At 41.7% G+C, this 13,434-nt stretch carries 14 protein-coding genes and 2 riboswitches; of the genes, 11 read left to right on the top strand and 3 right to left on the bottom strand.

Annotated elements, in window-relative coordinates; translation table 11 throughout:
- Positions 1–42: 42 nt before the first annotated feature.
- The 4 genes from GPA07_RS13100 (at position 43) to GPA07_RS13090 (ending at position 2,351) form a co-directional block, all read left to right on the top strand.
- The gene (locus tag GPA07_RS13100; RefSeq protein ID WP_157292659.1) at positions 43–1,389 is read left to right on the top strand and encodes a TrkH family potassium uptake protein; all 1,347 of its coding nucleotides are present in this window, start codon (positions 43–45) and stop codon (positions 1,387–1,389) included.
- Between the two features lie 97 nt (positions 1,390–1,486).
- Positions 1,487–2,005 (top strand): DUF421 domain-containing protein, encoded by a 519-nt coding sequence (locus GPA07_RS13095; RefSeq protein WP_008361375.1) that lies wholly within the window; start codon positions 1,487–1,489, stop codon positions 2,003–2,005.
- Positions 2,006–2,011: 6 nt separating this feature from the next.
- On the top strand, positions 2,012–2,176 hold the full coding sequence (locus GPA07_RS18670) for a hypothetical protein (RefSeq protein ID WP_008361377.1): 165 nt from the start codon (positions 2,012–2,014) through the stop codon (positions 2,174–2,176).
- Complete coding sequence (locus GPA07_RS13090; protein WP_008361379.1) at positions 2,169–2,351, top strand: hypothetical protein; 183 nt, start codon at positions 2,169–2,171, stop codon at positions 2,349–2,351. The genes GPA07_RS18670 and GPA07_RS13090 overlap by 8 nt, the downstream gene beginning before the upstream one ends.
- Before the next feature lie 199 nt (positions 2,352–2,550).
- On the opposite strand, the gene GPA07_RS13085 is transcribed toward GPA07_RS13090, so the two are convergent.
- A complete protein-coding gene (locus GPA07_RS13085; RefSeq protein WP_071167717.1) occupies positions 2,551–3,570 on the bottom strand; it encodes an acyltransferase family protein in 1,020 nt (339 codons plus the stop codon).
- A gap of 293 nt (positions 3,571–3,863) precedes the next feature.
- On the opposite strand from GPA07_RS13085, the gene GPA07_RS13080 reads away from it, so the two are divergent.
- From GPA07_RS13080 to GPA07_RS19025, 3 genes are all read left to right on the top strand, one after another.
- Entirely contained in the window at positions 3,864–6,074 is a 2,211-nt protein-coding gene (locus GPA07_RS13080) for a PAS domain-containing sensor histidine kinase (protein ID WP_008361470.1), read from the top strand.
- 1 nt (position 6,075) lies between these two features.
- Positions 6,076–6,567, top strand: coding sequence for a methylated-DNA--[protein]-cysteine S-methyltransferase (locus GPA07_RS13075; protein ID WP_008361472.1), 492 nt, complete (start codon positions 6,076–6,078; stop codon positions 6,565–6,567).
- Positions 6,568–6,656: 89 nt separating this feature from the next.
- The gene (locus tag GPA07_RS19025) at positions 6,657–6,791 is read left to right on the top strand and encodes a hypothetical protein (protein ID WP_268557947.1); all 135 of its coding nucleotides are present in this window, start codon (positions 6,657–6,659) and stop codon (positions 6,789–6,791) included.
- A gap of 24 nt (positions 6,792–6,815) precedes the next feature.
- Here the strand turns inward: GPA07_RS19025 and mtnA are convergent, their stop codons facing one another.
- Both mtnA and mtnK read right to left on the bottom strand, forming a co-directional pair.
- Positions 6,816–7,877: an S-methyl-5-thioribose-1-phosphate isomerase gene (mtnA, locus tag GPA07_RS13070; protein WP_157292657.1), complete on the bottom strand. Its 1,062-nt coding sequence runs from the start codon at positions 7,875–7,877 to the stop codon at positions 6,816–6,818.
- Between the two features lie 6 nt (positions 7,878–7,883).
- Entirely contained in the window at positions 7,884–9,077 is a 1,194-nt protein-coding gene (mtnK, locus tag GPA07_RS13065) for an S-methyl-5-thioribose kinase (protein ID WP_157292655.1), read from the bottom strand.
- Positions 9,078–9,157: 80 nt separating this feature from the next.
- Positions 9,158–9,315: riboswitch (SAM riboswitch) on the bottom strand.
- Positions 9,316–9,479: 164 nt separating this feature from the next.
- On the opposite strand from mtnK, the gene GPA07_RS13060 reads away from it, so the two are divergent.
- The 4 genes from GPA07_RS13060 to GPA07_RS13045 all read left to right on the top strand — a co-directional run bounded on the left by GPA07_RS13060 (position 9,480) and on the right by GPA07_RS13045 (position 13,431).
- Positions 9,480–10,670 (top strand): pyridoxal phosphate-dependent aminotransferase, encoded by a 1,191-nt coding sequence (locus GPA07_RS13060; RefSeq protein WP_071167715.1) that lies wholly within the window; start codon positions 9,480–9,482, stop codon positions 10,668–10,670.
- A gap of 44 nt (positions 10,671–10,714) precedes the next feature.
- Positions 10,715–10,816, top strand: a riboswitch (SAM riboswitch).
- A gap of 99 nt (positions 10,817–10,915) precedes the next feature.
- On the top strand, positions 10,916–12,133 hold the full coding sequence (mtnW, locus tag GPA07_RS13055; protein ID WP_071167714.1) for a 2,3-diketo-5-methylthiopentyl-1-phosphate enolase: 1,218 nt from the start codon (positions 10,916–10,918) through the stop codon (positions 12,131–12,133).
- Entirely contained in the window at positions 12,134–12,829 is a 696-nt protein-coding gene (locus GPA07_RS13050; protein ID WP_071167713.1) for a 2-hydroxy-3-keto-5-methylthiopentenyl-1-phosphate phosphatase, read from the top strand.
- Positions 12,793–13,431, top strand: coding sequence for a methylthioribulose 1-phosphate dehydratase (locus GPA07_RS13045; protein WP_157292654.1), 639 nt, complete (start codon positions 12,793–12,795; stop codon positions 13,429–13,431). The genes GPA07_RS13050 and GPA07_RS13045 overlap by 37 nt, the downstream gene beginning before the upstream one ends.
- The last annotated feature ends 3 nt before the right edge of the window (positions 13,432–13,434 follow it).

Below are 13,434 nucleotides of genomic sequence, written 5' to 3'. Positions count from 1 at the left end.
ATGATAAAGTATTCGAAAAGAAAGATAAAAGAAGGAATAACAATGAATCCAATAAAAAAACTAATTGACCGGCTGTCGGCTTTCCAGCTGATCGCCCTTTACTATTTTCTCGCTGTGACTGTGTCGTTTATTCTGCTTAGTCTGCCAGTGGCTCATCAAGACGGGGTAAAGTGGACATTTATTGATGCACTCTTTACAGCTGTGAGTGCTGTCAGTGTCACAGGATTGACCGTTGTCGATACCTCACAAACATTTAGTGTGACTGGGATGTGGATCCTTGCATTTGTTTTGCAAATCGGGGGCATCGGCATTATGACCCTTGGCACCTTCGTATGGCTGGTTATGCGAAAAAGGATCGGGATTAAAGAAAGAAAACTTATTATGGCAGACCAAAACCAAAGCAATTTATCAGGAATTGTAAAACTAATGAAGCAGGTCTTATATTTAATTTTGCTGATAGAGTTTGTAGGCGGTCTGATTTTAAGTATGTATTTTCTAAAGTATTACGACGTGGAAGGAGCCTTCTTACATGGCTTCTTCTCAAGCATTAGTGCGACAACCAATGGAGGCTTTGATATTACAGGGAATTCGTTAATTCCTTATAAGGATGACTATTTCGTACAATTTATTACGATGCTGCTCATCATTTTTGGCGCCATCGGCTTTCCGGTACTGGTCGAAGTAAAGGATTATTTATTCAATCAGGACCGAAAGCATGCATCGTTTTCCCTGTTTACGAAAATTACAACGATCACGTTTGGGGGACTTGTCGTTGTCGGGGCCATTGGAATGTATGCACTGGAGGCCCGTTTTACTTTTCTAGGAAAGAGCTGGCATGAGATTTTGTTTTATTCTTTGTTTCAATCAACGGCAACAAGAAGTGGTGGACTGACCACATTAGATATTACACAGCTGACAGAACCGACGCTGTTATTTCTCTGTATGCTCATGTTTATCGGAGCCTCTCCAAGCTCGGTTGGGGGCGGGATTCGGACAACCACATTTGCCCTTAATTTACTTGCCTTGTTTCATTTTGCACGAGGAAATAAGTCCATTAAAATCTTTAAAAGAGAGCTTCACCAAGCGGATATTAATAAATCTCTTATGGTGACGATGATGGCCTTTATTTTAGTGTTTGGCGCCACGTTTCTGTTAAGTTTATCAGAGCATAATACGCTTCTTGAAAATTTATTTGAAGTTTGTTCTGCCTTCGGAACAACGGGGCTGTCGCTCGGCATTACTTCTGATCTGACTGTATTTGGAAAGTGTATTATTATGGTGGTCATGTTTATTGGACGGATTGGAATTCCAAGCTTTTTATATTTAATTGGCCGGAGAGAAAGTGAAGCCAATTATCATTATCCGAAAGAGCGTGTGATCATCGGCTAGCCAGCATTCCTACTGAATGCTGGTTTTTTATTTCCATTATATAACTGGCTAAATTGCGCGTGATGTTCGCAATCTATAGATAAGAGGTGAACGAGACGTGCTGGATGTGTTATGGAAAGCGATTGTTATGCTGCTAGTTGGAACCTTGCTGCTAAGAATAGCAGGGCCGAAATCCATTAGTCAATTGACGGTACAACAAACCGTCATTATGATTTCGATTGGGTCGATTATTATCCAACCCTTCATAGAACATAATTTACTTGAGACCATCTATGCAGCCGCCATTTTTATTGTGGCACTTGTGGTCATGGAAAAGTTGTCAATCCAATTTGATTTCTTTGAAAAATTGGTTTCAGGGAAGTCTGTGGTGATATTACAGGATGGAGAAATGCTTGATCACAAGCTGAAAAAAACGCGGCTTACAAGGGATCAATTCAAAATGCGCTTAAAGCAGCAGGGCATCACAGATATCTGCAGTCTCAAAAAAGCCACGCTAGAAGCTAATGGGCAAATCGGCTATGAATTAAAACCTGAAGAAAAACCAGTAACAGTCAGGGAAATGAAAGAGATGTTTGACCAATTGAAAGAAGAATTAAACATGCCAAAAAAGGACTGATTTCAGATGAAAAGAAAAGCAGCGAAAAATGAAGCGCTAACAAATAATATGACGCCTACAGAAAGCATGGCACATGATCAAGGCCAAACCCAATATGACGAGCAATCAAAAGATCGTCAGGCGAACCGAAATTCTCACCAAGGGAAACAAGGGGGAGCATCTCGTGACTAAAAAGCATGTGAAAAGCAAGGATATGAAAGATCATAAAAAACCGATGAACCCAGATATTTTAGAAGAAGAATTTGGCAGCGAGCTGGGAGATGTAAACAGCAGCAAATGGATCGAGACCCTTATGAGGCCTAAAAAAGATGCGGAATGTCATACTGAACAACAGAACAAGGAATAGAAAAAAACGCTCCTCATAGGGATCGTTTCAGCGTGTAGACAAACCTTCGCATTCTTTGTCAGTCCTGCGGGTCGGTGCTCGTCCTTCCTAGACTTCAAAGGTTTTCATGTCACGCTGAAAAAAAGACAAAGGGCTCAAATAAAGTTCATTTTAGCCCTTTGTCAACAATCTGAACGCTCCTCATAGGGATCGTTTTTTTCTATTTGATATAGCTGTTTTGTCTGCCAGTGACCGTTCGCATCAGGTTGGTCATTTTGAGCTCGATGACTGGCTGTGCAACAGTTTTAACAAATGTACTAGACAGGGTAAAGGTTAAGAGGATCGTCAGCAGCAAGAGCAGCAATACACTTGCCGTATTGAGCGCCCAATCATCAAACCAAGTCGTTCTTAAAAGCTTAATCGCAAAGCCATGTAATAAATAGACATATAACGTTCTCGTGCCCCATTTCGTAAAGAAGAACCGGCGTGTTGGGACTAGCGCAAAGAAACTAAAGGTAGCAGCAAATGCAAGTAAATACCATGCCATTCGTTTCATAGCTGCAACGAGTCCTTCATCTCCAAGGGAAGAGTACGACTGGGACCCAAATAAGAAGGAATAATCGAATTCATAAAAATAGCAAAACATGAACACGGCCATCAGCACAAGAAGTGCGGTCACTTTTCCTTGACTTGTTCGAATGAATTCAAAGTGCTGTCTCTTTAAATAAAAGCCCGCCAAAAACATAGGCAAAAAGACAAGCGTACGCGATAAGCTAAGTGTATTGCTTATGCTGTCCACGTAACCAGCAAGTATGGCAATTGATAAACTGACGATCATCGCCCAGTGGAACGGCAGCTTTGAAAAAGGAATGAGCAGCAAATTCCAAAAAAATAAGCTAATTAAAAACCATAAAGACCATTGTGGATCCATCGGATTTAAGTTAGACATGCTTTGATCCTGTAAGAAATAATAATACACAGAATAGATGACCTGGAAAATCAAATAGGGGATGATCAGCTTAACGGCAACTTTTTTCATAAAACCTGGTTTTCTAAAGCCTTTTGCAAAGAAGCCGGAAACCAATATAAAAGCCGGCATATGGAATGTATAAATAAACTTGTATAAGTAGAGCATCCAATCATTATCATGAATGAATGACCGTAACAAATGACCAAAAACAACTAGAAAAATCAGAAGAAATTTCGCATTATCAAAATAACTATCTCGTGAGGATGCCATAACATCACCTTTCCTGCTTCGTTTCAAACATAAACGTTCTATGTGCACTATTCCCTCATTTGCCCCATTTTAAAATACATTTCGGCTCCTTTCGCTATTTGATGTGAAATTGTAGAACGGTTGTAAAAGAAGCGTAAGAAAAGAGAATCATGATACAATCGTGTCATCCAAATGAAACAAACTGAACAAACCTCGTGTAAAAAGTTATCTTTTTTTATGAGTCGAATGAAGGAACAATGAAAATATTGTAGAAATATTGTAGAGGAATGAGGCTGGAAAAGGAGTGTAAGAGAATGACTGAAACGCTCGATGGCAAACAAGTAGCTGCCGCAGAAGATATCAGAAAATTAGAAAAAGAGAACGAATATTTACGAAATGAATTAATGCAGCAGAAGATGCTGTTAAATAAGACGTTAGATGCCATTTTTATATTTGATCAGCACCTCAACATTATCCAAGCCAACGAAGCGACGTGCAGGCTTGTACAGACACCGAAAGAAGACCTCCTCAACAAATCCGTTCTAGATTTCTTATACGGCATCCCCAAAAACAAAATTGAATGCTCACTTGAGATTTTTTTTCGAAAAGGAACATTAAAACGAGAGATCTCCATTCAGCTTGAAAATGGAGAGACAAAATATATTGAATTTATGGCAGAGCATGATGCAGTAAATCAACAATATTTTGTGGTCATGCGTGATATTTCTTCAAAGAAAATATTAGAGCGAGAACGTTCAATGAATGAGCAGTTGTTCAAAGATTTGTTTGATCGAGCGATTGATGGTATGGTCATTTTTGATCAAGATGGCTGTATGATTGACGCCAATCACTCCTTTTGTCAGAGCTTTGAACTTCAAAAGACAGATTTAACAGACCGCTATTTAAATGAATTTGTTGAACAAGAGAATCTTCCAGCCCTGCATCAGCTGTTAACGTCACTGAAAGAAACGGGGAAAGCAAAGGGAGAGCTGCCTGTTACCCTTCAATCTGGGAGGCATAAATTATTTGAACTGACCATTACATCAAATGTAATGAGCGGTTTTTATATGTCCATCATGCGTGATATTACAGAAAAACGATTAATGGAAGAAAAGCTGCTAAAAAGTGAAGAACGTTTTAGAGAAATATTCGAAAATGCGATGGATGCGATCATCATCTGGGCGGATGATGGAGAAATTGTAAGGGCCAATGAATCAGCCTGCCGAATCTTTGAATTACCGATGCATCAGCTGATTGGCAAGAATCTCATCGACTTTCTAGTCAAATCTGATAGAAGATACCGGCCTACAAGAAGGCGATATATGAGGAATCTTGAGATAAGAGAAGAACTCCTTTTTAGAATGGCGAATGGCCAATTTAAAGAGCTTGAATTCACTTCAAAGCATGCCGTATTAGAAGGACAGCACTTAACCATTTTACGTAATGTCAGTGACAGAAAACGAATGGAAGAAGAGCTGCGAGAAAGTGAGCTCAAATTCCGTAAAGTATTTAATGGCTCAATGGATGGCATTGTTCTTTTCGATAATCAATACCGAATTATTGATGTGAACCCTTCTGCAAGCGAACTGCTTGGACTACATGATGATCATTTAACGGAAATGAATCTTTTTCATATCCTTGCGCCCTATCAAATTGAGAATTTGGCACAGCCAGCTCAGGCGATGTCGTTAGATGAGATGGACAATGAAGTGCCATTTGTGCTGAACCATCCAGATCAGCGCATCTTGGAATTTTCCTTTAAACGTAATATTATTCATAATATGAATTTGGCGATCTTTAGAGATGTGACCGAACGCAAGGAATTAGAAGATCGGGTGAGGAAATCAGATACGCTTCATGTGGTCGGAGAGCTTGCTGCTGGAATTGCACATGAAATTAGAAATCCAATGACGGCCTTAAAAGGCTTCATTCAGCTCTTGAAAGGGAACATTGAAGGTGAGTATTCGCTCTATTTCAATGTCATCACATCAGAGCTAAAAAGAATCGAATCGATCATTACAGAATTTTTAATTTTGGCGAAGCCGCAAGCCATCGTGTATGAAGAAAAAGATGTGGTTCAAATTGTAAAAGACACGATGGATCTTCTTCACGCACAGGCCAATCTTGGCAATGTGCAAATGCACCTGAATGTATTGGATGATATTCCGCTCATCTACTGTGAACAAAATCAATTAAAGCAGGTGTTTATTAACATTTTAAAAAATGCGATTGAAGTGATGCCTCGGAAAGGAAATGTATATGTGAGCATTAAGCGGAAGGGCGAGGAGCATATTGTCATCTCCCTTCGTGATGAAGGCTGCGGCATGGCAGAGGATAAACTAAAGCGTCTCGGAGAACCATTTTATACAACAAAGGAAAGAGGGACTGGACTTGGCTTAATGGTCAGTTATAAAATTATTGAAGAGCACCAAGGAACGATTGAAGTAGAAAGTGAAGAAGGCGTGGGGACAGTGTTCCATCTCACGCTTCCACTCAGGCAGCAGAAACAAGAAGGGGAGCTTTAATGTGTATTATACAGTCTATAGCGCACCAATCGGGGCATTATACATACTAGAGAAAGACGGTGTCATCATCGAAGTGATGTTTGATGATGAGCCGTTTTTGGCCAAAAAGCAGGCAGCGCATCTAAAAAAAGAGGATACGTCTGTATTACGAGAAGCAAAAAAACAGCTTGATGAGTATTTTAAAGGCGATCGTAAAGGATTCGATCTTCCTCTCAAACAAGCAGGCTCTCCATTTCAAGAGCAAGTGTGGGAGGCACTTTCCGCTATTCCGTATGGTGAATCAAAAAGCTATGCAGATATTGCAGAAGCGATCGGCAATCCAAAGGCAGTCAGAGCCATTGGACAAGCCAACAGGCGTAATGCCTTGCCTATTTTCATTCCGTGTCACCGGGTCATTGGAAAAGACCGGTCTCTAACGGGGTACGCAGGGACAAAGACGGAAATGAAAGCGGCCCTGCTAGAATTAGAAGGCATCCCATTTGTTCAAAAATAAACCGATTGACCTGTTCCAAATGTTTGGTGAGCGACATATCCTTTTATTAAGCTAAAAAAGTTGGTTGAGGGAAAAAGGAGGCCGCTGGCATGTTTTGGGGCAAAAAGAATAAAACGTACGCCGTCACATCACTATGTGTCAAAATGAACGTGTTGACAGAGGAACAGAAAAAAGACATATTAGCCAAAACGATTGGAACAAAAAAGCGCGGTGCTCTTAAATGATAAGAACACGGCGCTTCTGTTATATCAGCGTGAAATGCTTTCAGAGAATAGCGCATCAATCTCTTCTGTATAGTTGGAAGTGATGATGCCTTTTTCTGTAATGATGCCTGAAATGAGATGGTGGGGAGTGACGTCAAAGGCCGGATTAAATACCTGAACATCAGGAGGCGCAATTTGGATACCGTTTAATTCCTTTACTTCCTGCGGGTCACGTTCTTCAATCGGAATATCTGCCCCGTCCAGTGTCGACACATCAAAGGTCGAAAGAGGTGCTGCCACAAAAAATGGAATTTGAAAGTGTTTAGCCAAAACAGCTAGACCTAGCGTTCCAATTTTATTTGCTGTATCACCATTTCTAGCGATTCGATCTGCCCCAACAATGACAGCAGAAATTTGTTTTTCTTTCATCGTATGGGCGGCCATGTTATCTGTGATGAGTGTCACATCTACACCGCCCTGCATCAATTCCCATGTCGTCAGGCGAGCGCCTTGAAGGACAGGGCGCGTTTCACATGCATAAATGTGAAGGTCGAGGTTTTTCTTTTTGGCTAAATAAAAGGGAGCAAGCGCTGTTCCGTACCGGCTCGTTGCAATGGAGCCTGCGTTACAAATGGTCATAATTCGATCACCAGATTTAAAGAGCTGGAGAGCATTTTGACCGATTTGACGGCATGTTTCTTCATCTTCGATTTGAATTTGAATGGCTTCATGGACAAGGTCTGTTTTGGCCGCATTCACCGAAGCAGCACGTTCAATACGCTGAAAAAGCCGTTCTAATGCCCAGGCGAGGTTCACAGCGGTTGGACGGGCACTGTTTAAATATTCTTTTAGACGGGCGACTTCTTGTTTAAAAACATCAATGTCCTCTGTATCAATCTCTTGGGCACTAAGCGCCAGCCCAAATGCCGCTGTAATGCCTATAGCAGGTGCTCCGCGTACTTTTAACGTCACAATCGCATCATACACATCTTCTTTTGTATATAAATGCTCAAACACGGTTTCAGTCGGTAATTTTTGCTGATTCAAAATGTGAATATGGTTTTCTCCCCATTCAACGGAACGGGGAACTTCAAATTCTTTTGACAAAACTCGTCACTCCTTTACAGTTTGCTGGAATAATGCGACGAGGTCAGACGCTGTTTCCACTGCATGATATTGTTTGATGAATGTTTTTCCGAGCGTAATTGCTGCTTTTTTCTGCTGAAGCCTTCTCGAATGTGATGGAATCGCATCAAGATCAGCCGCATTAGCAAGACCGATGGTTCGGCGAACAAGCTCACAGCCGGCAAAGCCTGCCGCTTCTTTTAAAATACGCTCTAAGGTTGCTTCCAAAAAGCTGTCCGATACACTATACGCTTCAATGCTGTCTTCTTTCCAGGCTTTTGTGAATACTTCTTTGAATGTTGCCCACACATTGACGACATGGTCAAAAAGATGCTGCTGCATCTGTTCATTCTCATGAGATAAAGCATTTATGAAGAGATTGGCTATAAAGTGACCGATATCGAATCCAAATGGACCGTAAAAAGCGAATTCTGGATCAATGATTTTCGTTTCCGTTTCGTTTGCAAAAATACTTCCTGAATGAAGATCGCCATGAACCAGTGTTTCAGCCGATGTTAAGAAGATATGCTTTAGCTCTGCTGCTTTTGCTTGCAGTTCAAGGTCAGCCCACAGCGCTTTTGCCTCTTCTTTTAATCCATCTTCGAAGTCATTTGTTTCACTATCAAAAAAAGGATCTGTGAAGACGAGTTTTTCTGTGATGTCACAGAGATCAGGGTTCGTAAACTGCTTCACGAATTGTTTTTTAATTTTAGGATTTGTGGCAAAGTCAGATGTGTAAAATAACGTTTTGCCTAAAAATTCACCGACATGATCTGATAAATACGGATAATGTTTTCCGGCAATTAGCCCTTTTCTGACGATTTCAAGGTGTGATAGATCCTCCATTGCTGTCACCGCAAGAGCTGTATCTGAATAATAGACTTCTGGTACAAGGTGCGGTACATATTCTGACTGCTTGATGAGTGCTGCACTTTCGATTCTTGCGCGGTCTAATGTGAGAGGCCAGCTTTCCCCAACGACCTTTGCATAGGGAAGAGCTTGCTTAATAATCAGCCCTTTTTCGCGTTTGTGATCAAAAATATGAAAGACGTAATTTAAATTCCCGTCACCGATTTCGGTACATGTCAAATGACTGCTTTCTTGGATTAATCCAAGTCTAATGGCCAGTGCGACTGCCGAACTCTCTGTTAATTCTTCATATGATGCCGTAAGTGTAACCAATTGCTTCCCCTCCAAATCATATAAAAAAGCCTCTTTCTCCTGAGAGAAAGAGGCTTGATCGCGTGTATGCTCGAAGCCTCTCTTATCTCTCAGCACATACGTCTGATGGAATTAGCACCGTGCCCTATAAGACAATTGTCTTGGCGCTGTACTTGCTGCGCCCCACTTCACAGTGGTATTAACGGTCGGTTGCTGTTGGGGTCAAAAGGCCAAATCCCTCGCCCAACTCTCGATAAGAGAAATCAATATGTAATTGTTTCATGTCTGCATGCATTTCTTAATTTAAGATATTATCAGAGCCACGCATCACATGTCAATCTTTTTTCAAAATTGCTTTACAATTCATAAAACAATCCATTACAGTGATTGTATTGTCACGTAACTTGAATAGAAGGTGAAGAAATGGAATTCCAGCAATCAGATGTATTGAAACAATTACCGAAACAGTTTTTTGCGTCGCTTGTTCAAAAAGTGCAGAAAAAAGTGAAGGAAGGGGCAGATGTCATTAATTTAGGCCAGGGAAATCCTGATCAGCCCACCCCGCCGCATATTGTAAAAGCGATGCAAGAAGCGGTAGCAAAGCCCGAAAATCATCAATATTCCTCATTTCGCGGAACGGCAAAACTAAAAAAGGCAGCCGCAGTTTTTTACGAAAGAGAATATGGCGTCTCACTTGATCCGAAGACGGAAATTGCCATCTTATTTGGGGGGAAAGCGGGACTAGTCGAGCTACCGCAATGCTTACTTAATCCAGGTGATACGCTGCTTGTCCCAGATCCGGGTTATCCTGATTACTGGTCGGGTGCCGTGCTTGCTGGAGCTCACATGGTGACCATGCCGCTTCTTGAAAAAAATAATTTTTTACCTGACTACAATCGACTGTCTGAGGATGATAAGAAAAAGGCAAAATTGATGTACTTAAATTACCCAAATAATCCTACTGGTGCGACTGCAAGCCGGACTTTTTTTGAGGAAACTGTTACGTTTGCGAATGAACACAAAATGTGTGTTGTGCATGATTTTGCTTATGGAGGCATTGGATTTGACGGCGAAAAGCCGATCAGCTTTCTGCAAATAGATGGGGCGAAAGAGACTGGCATTGAAATTTACACATTGTCCAAAACGTATAATATGGCCGGCTGGAGAGTCGGTTTTGCAGTAGGGAATGCCTCTGTCATCGAAGCCATTGAGCTTTATCAGGATCATCTGTTTGTGTCGCTGTTTAAAGCGACTCAAGATGCTGCGGCGGAAGCACTTTTAAGCGATCAAACGTGTGTACGGGTGCAAAATGACCGGTACGAAAAAAGGCGGAACACTTGGATTCATGCATGTAAAGAGATTGGATGGGACGTAAGCGCACCAAAGGGATCATTTTTTGCCTGGTTAAAGGTGCCTGAAGGGTATACATCTGAAACCTTTTCTGATGTATTATTAGAGAAAGCACATGTTGTCGTTGCGCCGGGAAATGGCTTTGGCGCTCACGGTGAAGGCTATGTCAGAGTCGGTCTTTTAACAAGTGAGGAGCGGTTAAAAGAAGCCGCTGAACGCATCGCTGCATTGCAGCTGTTTGAAAAAAAGCCATTGACAACGTAAAAAAATGGTGCGATAATTCAGGCAATATTTAAGAAAATTGAATATTCTTATCAAGAGTAGGCAGAGGGACTAGCCCAATGAAGCCCGGCAACCGACTTCCATGAAGCACGGTGCTAATTCTTGCAGCAAGCGCTGAGAGATAAGATTCGGATGAATGAGACGAAACCTCTTTAATGCGCTGACAAAGCACTTAAAGAGGTTTTTTTACTGACCATATACAGGACGCAATCGAAAGGGGATTCCTAGTGAGTGAATTACTGGCAACATACGTATTAACACATCGAGCGGATGAACAAATAGACCGAAAAGCGGAGCAGATCGCACTTGGATTAACGGTCGGATCATGGACGGACTTGCCGCAGCTCAAAAAGGAGCAGCTGAAGAAACATAAAGGCCGCGTGGTGAGCGTAAAGGAAAAGGCTGCCGCAGTTGATGGCTTGTATCAATCAGAGGTGACAATTGCTTATCCTGAGGCTAACTTTTCAGCTGATCTACCCGCCGTTTTAACGACGATTTTCGGAAAGCTTTCACTAGATGGGAAAGTAAAGCTTGTTGACATCGCATTTTCAGAAGGGTTTAAAAGAAGTCTGCCTGGACCGGCATTTGGAATTGAGGGGATACGAAAGAAGGTAAATGTGTTTGATCGACCGCTGTTGATGAGTATTTTTAAAGGCGTGATCGGCCGTGATATGGCGGATTTAAAAGAACAGCTCCGTTTACAGGCTTTAGGTGGTGTTGACTTCATCAAAGATGACGAGATTTTATTTGAAAGTCCATTAGCCCCCTTTGAAGACCGAATCAAAGAAGGAAAAAAGATATTAAAAGAAACATATGAACAGACAGGACATCGCACGCTGTACGCAGTTAATTTAACTGGCAGAACCTTTGACCTGAAAGATCGAGCAAGAAAGGCAGCTGAACTCGGAGCTGATGCGCTTTTATTCAACGTCTTTGCCTATGGACTTGATGTGATGCAAAGCTTAGCTGAGGACCCAGAGATTCCATTGCCGATCATGGCACATCCAGCAGTGAGCGGCGCATTTACATCTTCTCCTGATTATGGATTCTCGCATTCTCTTCTTTTAGGCAAATTAAATCGTTATGCTGGCGCTGATTTAAGTCTTTTTCCCTCTCCTTATGGGTCAGTTGCACTTCCGAAAAATGATGCCCATGGTATCTATGAAGCTTGCGTGAAAGAAGATGCGGTTCAAAAAACGTTCCCTGTCCCATCAGCAGGCATTCATCCTGGAATGGTTCCGGTATTGATCAAAGATTTTGGACGCGATCATGTGATTAACGCAGGTGGAGGAATTCACGGACATCCGCGGGGAGCCATCGGCGGCGGAAAGGCATTTCGCTCTATCATAGATGCGGTGATCAAAGAAGAATCCATCCAAGAACAAGCATCATCTTGCCAAGACTTAAAAGCAGCACTTGATCTTTGGGGAAGGGTAGCAGAATAAATGAAAAAACCAATTGTATGTTGTGATTTTGATGGAACGATTACGAAAAATGATAATATCATCCGCATCATGAAGCACTTTGCCCCAAGTGAATGGACGAAGCTGAAGGAGGGTGTTCTGTCAAAAGAGATCACGATTCAAGAAGGCGTCGGACAGATGTTTCAATTACTGACGAGTGATCAGAAGGATGCCATTCAGTCGTTTATTTTAGAAGATACAGAGATTCGGGAAGGATTCGAACAATTTGTCGATTATGTCAAAAAAGCAGACATTCCTTTTTATGTTTTAAGCGGCGGTATGGACTTTTTTGTCTATCCAATACTCGAAGGCATTGTAGATCAAGAGAAGATTTATTGCAATCATGCATCATTTAAAGAAGACCATATTCAAGTTGAATGGCCGCATGCCTGCGATTCAGAGTGTCACAATGGCTGTGGCTGCTGCAAACCTTCGATTATTCGAGAGCTGACGAAGGAAGATGACTTCATTATCATGATTGGAGATTCAGTCACTGACGTTGAGGCAGCAAAACATGCAGATCTCACGTTTGCGCGTGACTATTTACTGAATGAATGTAAAGAGCTTGGACTCGTGCATAAAGAGTATGAAACTTTCATTGATCTAAAAGCGCAATTTGTTCAAATAAAGGAAGTGAAGGAATGGGAGACGCAAAGAGTAAACGCTGGCAGGAGCTAGCAGACATCAAACGTGAACTGGCACAAAGAGACTGGTTTTACGGAACAAGCGGCAATCTATCGATTAAAGTGTCGGATGATCCAATCACGTTTTTGGTGACGGCAAGCGGCAAAGATAAACGAAAAGAAACAGACGAAGATTTTGTACTTGTGAATGCAGCAGGTCAGCCTGATGATCCGAATCAGCCGCTTAGACCTTCAGCTGAAACACTGCTTCATACATACGTGTATGAGCGGACGAAAGCAGGCTGCTGTCTTCATGTCCACACAATTGATAATAATGTCATGTCTGAGCTGTATGGGGATAAAGGAGACATTCGTTTTAAAGGCAACGAAATCATCAAAGCCCTTGGTTATTGGGAAGAGGATGCAGAAGTGGTTCTTCCCATTATTGAAAACCCAGCTCATATTCCGCATCTTGCAGAACAATTTGCAACGCATTTGACAGAAGGGGCGGAATCCGGTGCAGTCCTCATTCGTAATCATGGCATCACCGTTTGGGGGAAAACAGCATTTGAAGCAAAACGAGTCTTAGAGGCTTATGAATTTTTATTTAGCTATCATTTGAAATTAGCGCTTTATCAAAAGCAGCTGATCAGATAAAAA

The sequence above is a fragment of the Bacillus sp. ms-22 genome (assembly GCF_009759805.1).
Lineage (GTDB): Bacteria > Bacillota > Bacilli > Bacillales > Bacillaceae > Bacillus > Bacillus xiamenensis.
The sequence above is the reverse complement of the archived record's forward strand: the minus strand, read 5'-3'. Positions and strand labels throughout refer to the sequence as shown.

What these genes read in the sequence shown, in the direction of transcription:
- GPA07_RS13100 (WP_157292659.1), top strand. Translation starts at nt 43, where the DNA reads ATGAATCCAATAAAAAAACTAATTGACCGGCTGTCGGCTTTCCAGCTG.
- GPA07_RS18670 (WP_008361377.1), top strand. Translation starts at nt 2,012, where the DNA reads ATGAAAAGAAAAGCAGCGAAAAATGAAGCGCTAACAAATAATATGACG.
- GPA07_RS13085 (WP_071167717.1), bottom strand. Translation starts at nt 3,570, where the DNA reads ATGGCATCCTCACGAGATAGTTATTTTGATAATGCGAAATTTCTTCTG.
- GPA07_RS13080 (WP_008361470.1), top strand. Translation starts at nt 3,864, where the DNA reads ATGACTGAAACGCTCGATGGCAAACAAGTAGCTGCCGCAGAAGATATC.
- GPA07_RS19025 (WP_268557947.1), top strand. Translation starts at nt 6,657, where the DNA reads ATGTTTTGGGGCAAAAAGAATAAAACGTACGCCGTCACATCACTATGT.
- GPA07_RS13060 (WP_071167715.1), top strand. Translation starts at nt 9,480, where the DNA reads ATGGAATTCCAGCAATCAGATGTATTGAAACAATTACCGAAACAGTTT.
- GPA07_RS13050 (WP_071167713.1), top strand. Translation starts at nt 12,134, where the DNA reads ATGAAAAAACCAATTGTATGTTGTGATTTTGATGGAACGATTACGAAA.
- GPA07_RS13045 (WP_157292654.1), top strand. Translation starts at nt 12,793, where the DNA reads ATGGGAGACGCAAAGAGTAAACGCTGGCAGGAGCTAGCAGACATCAAA.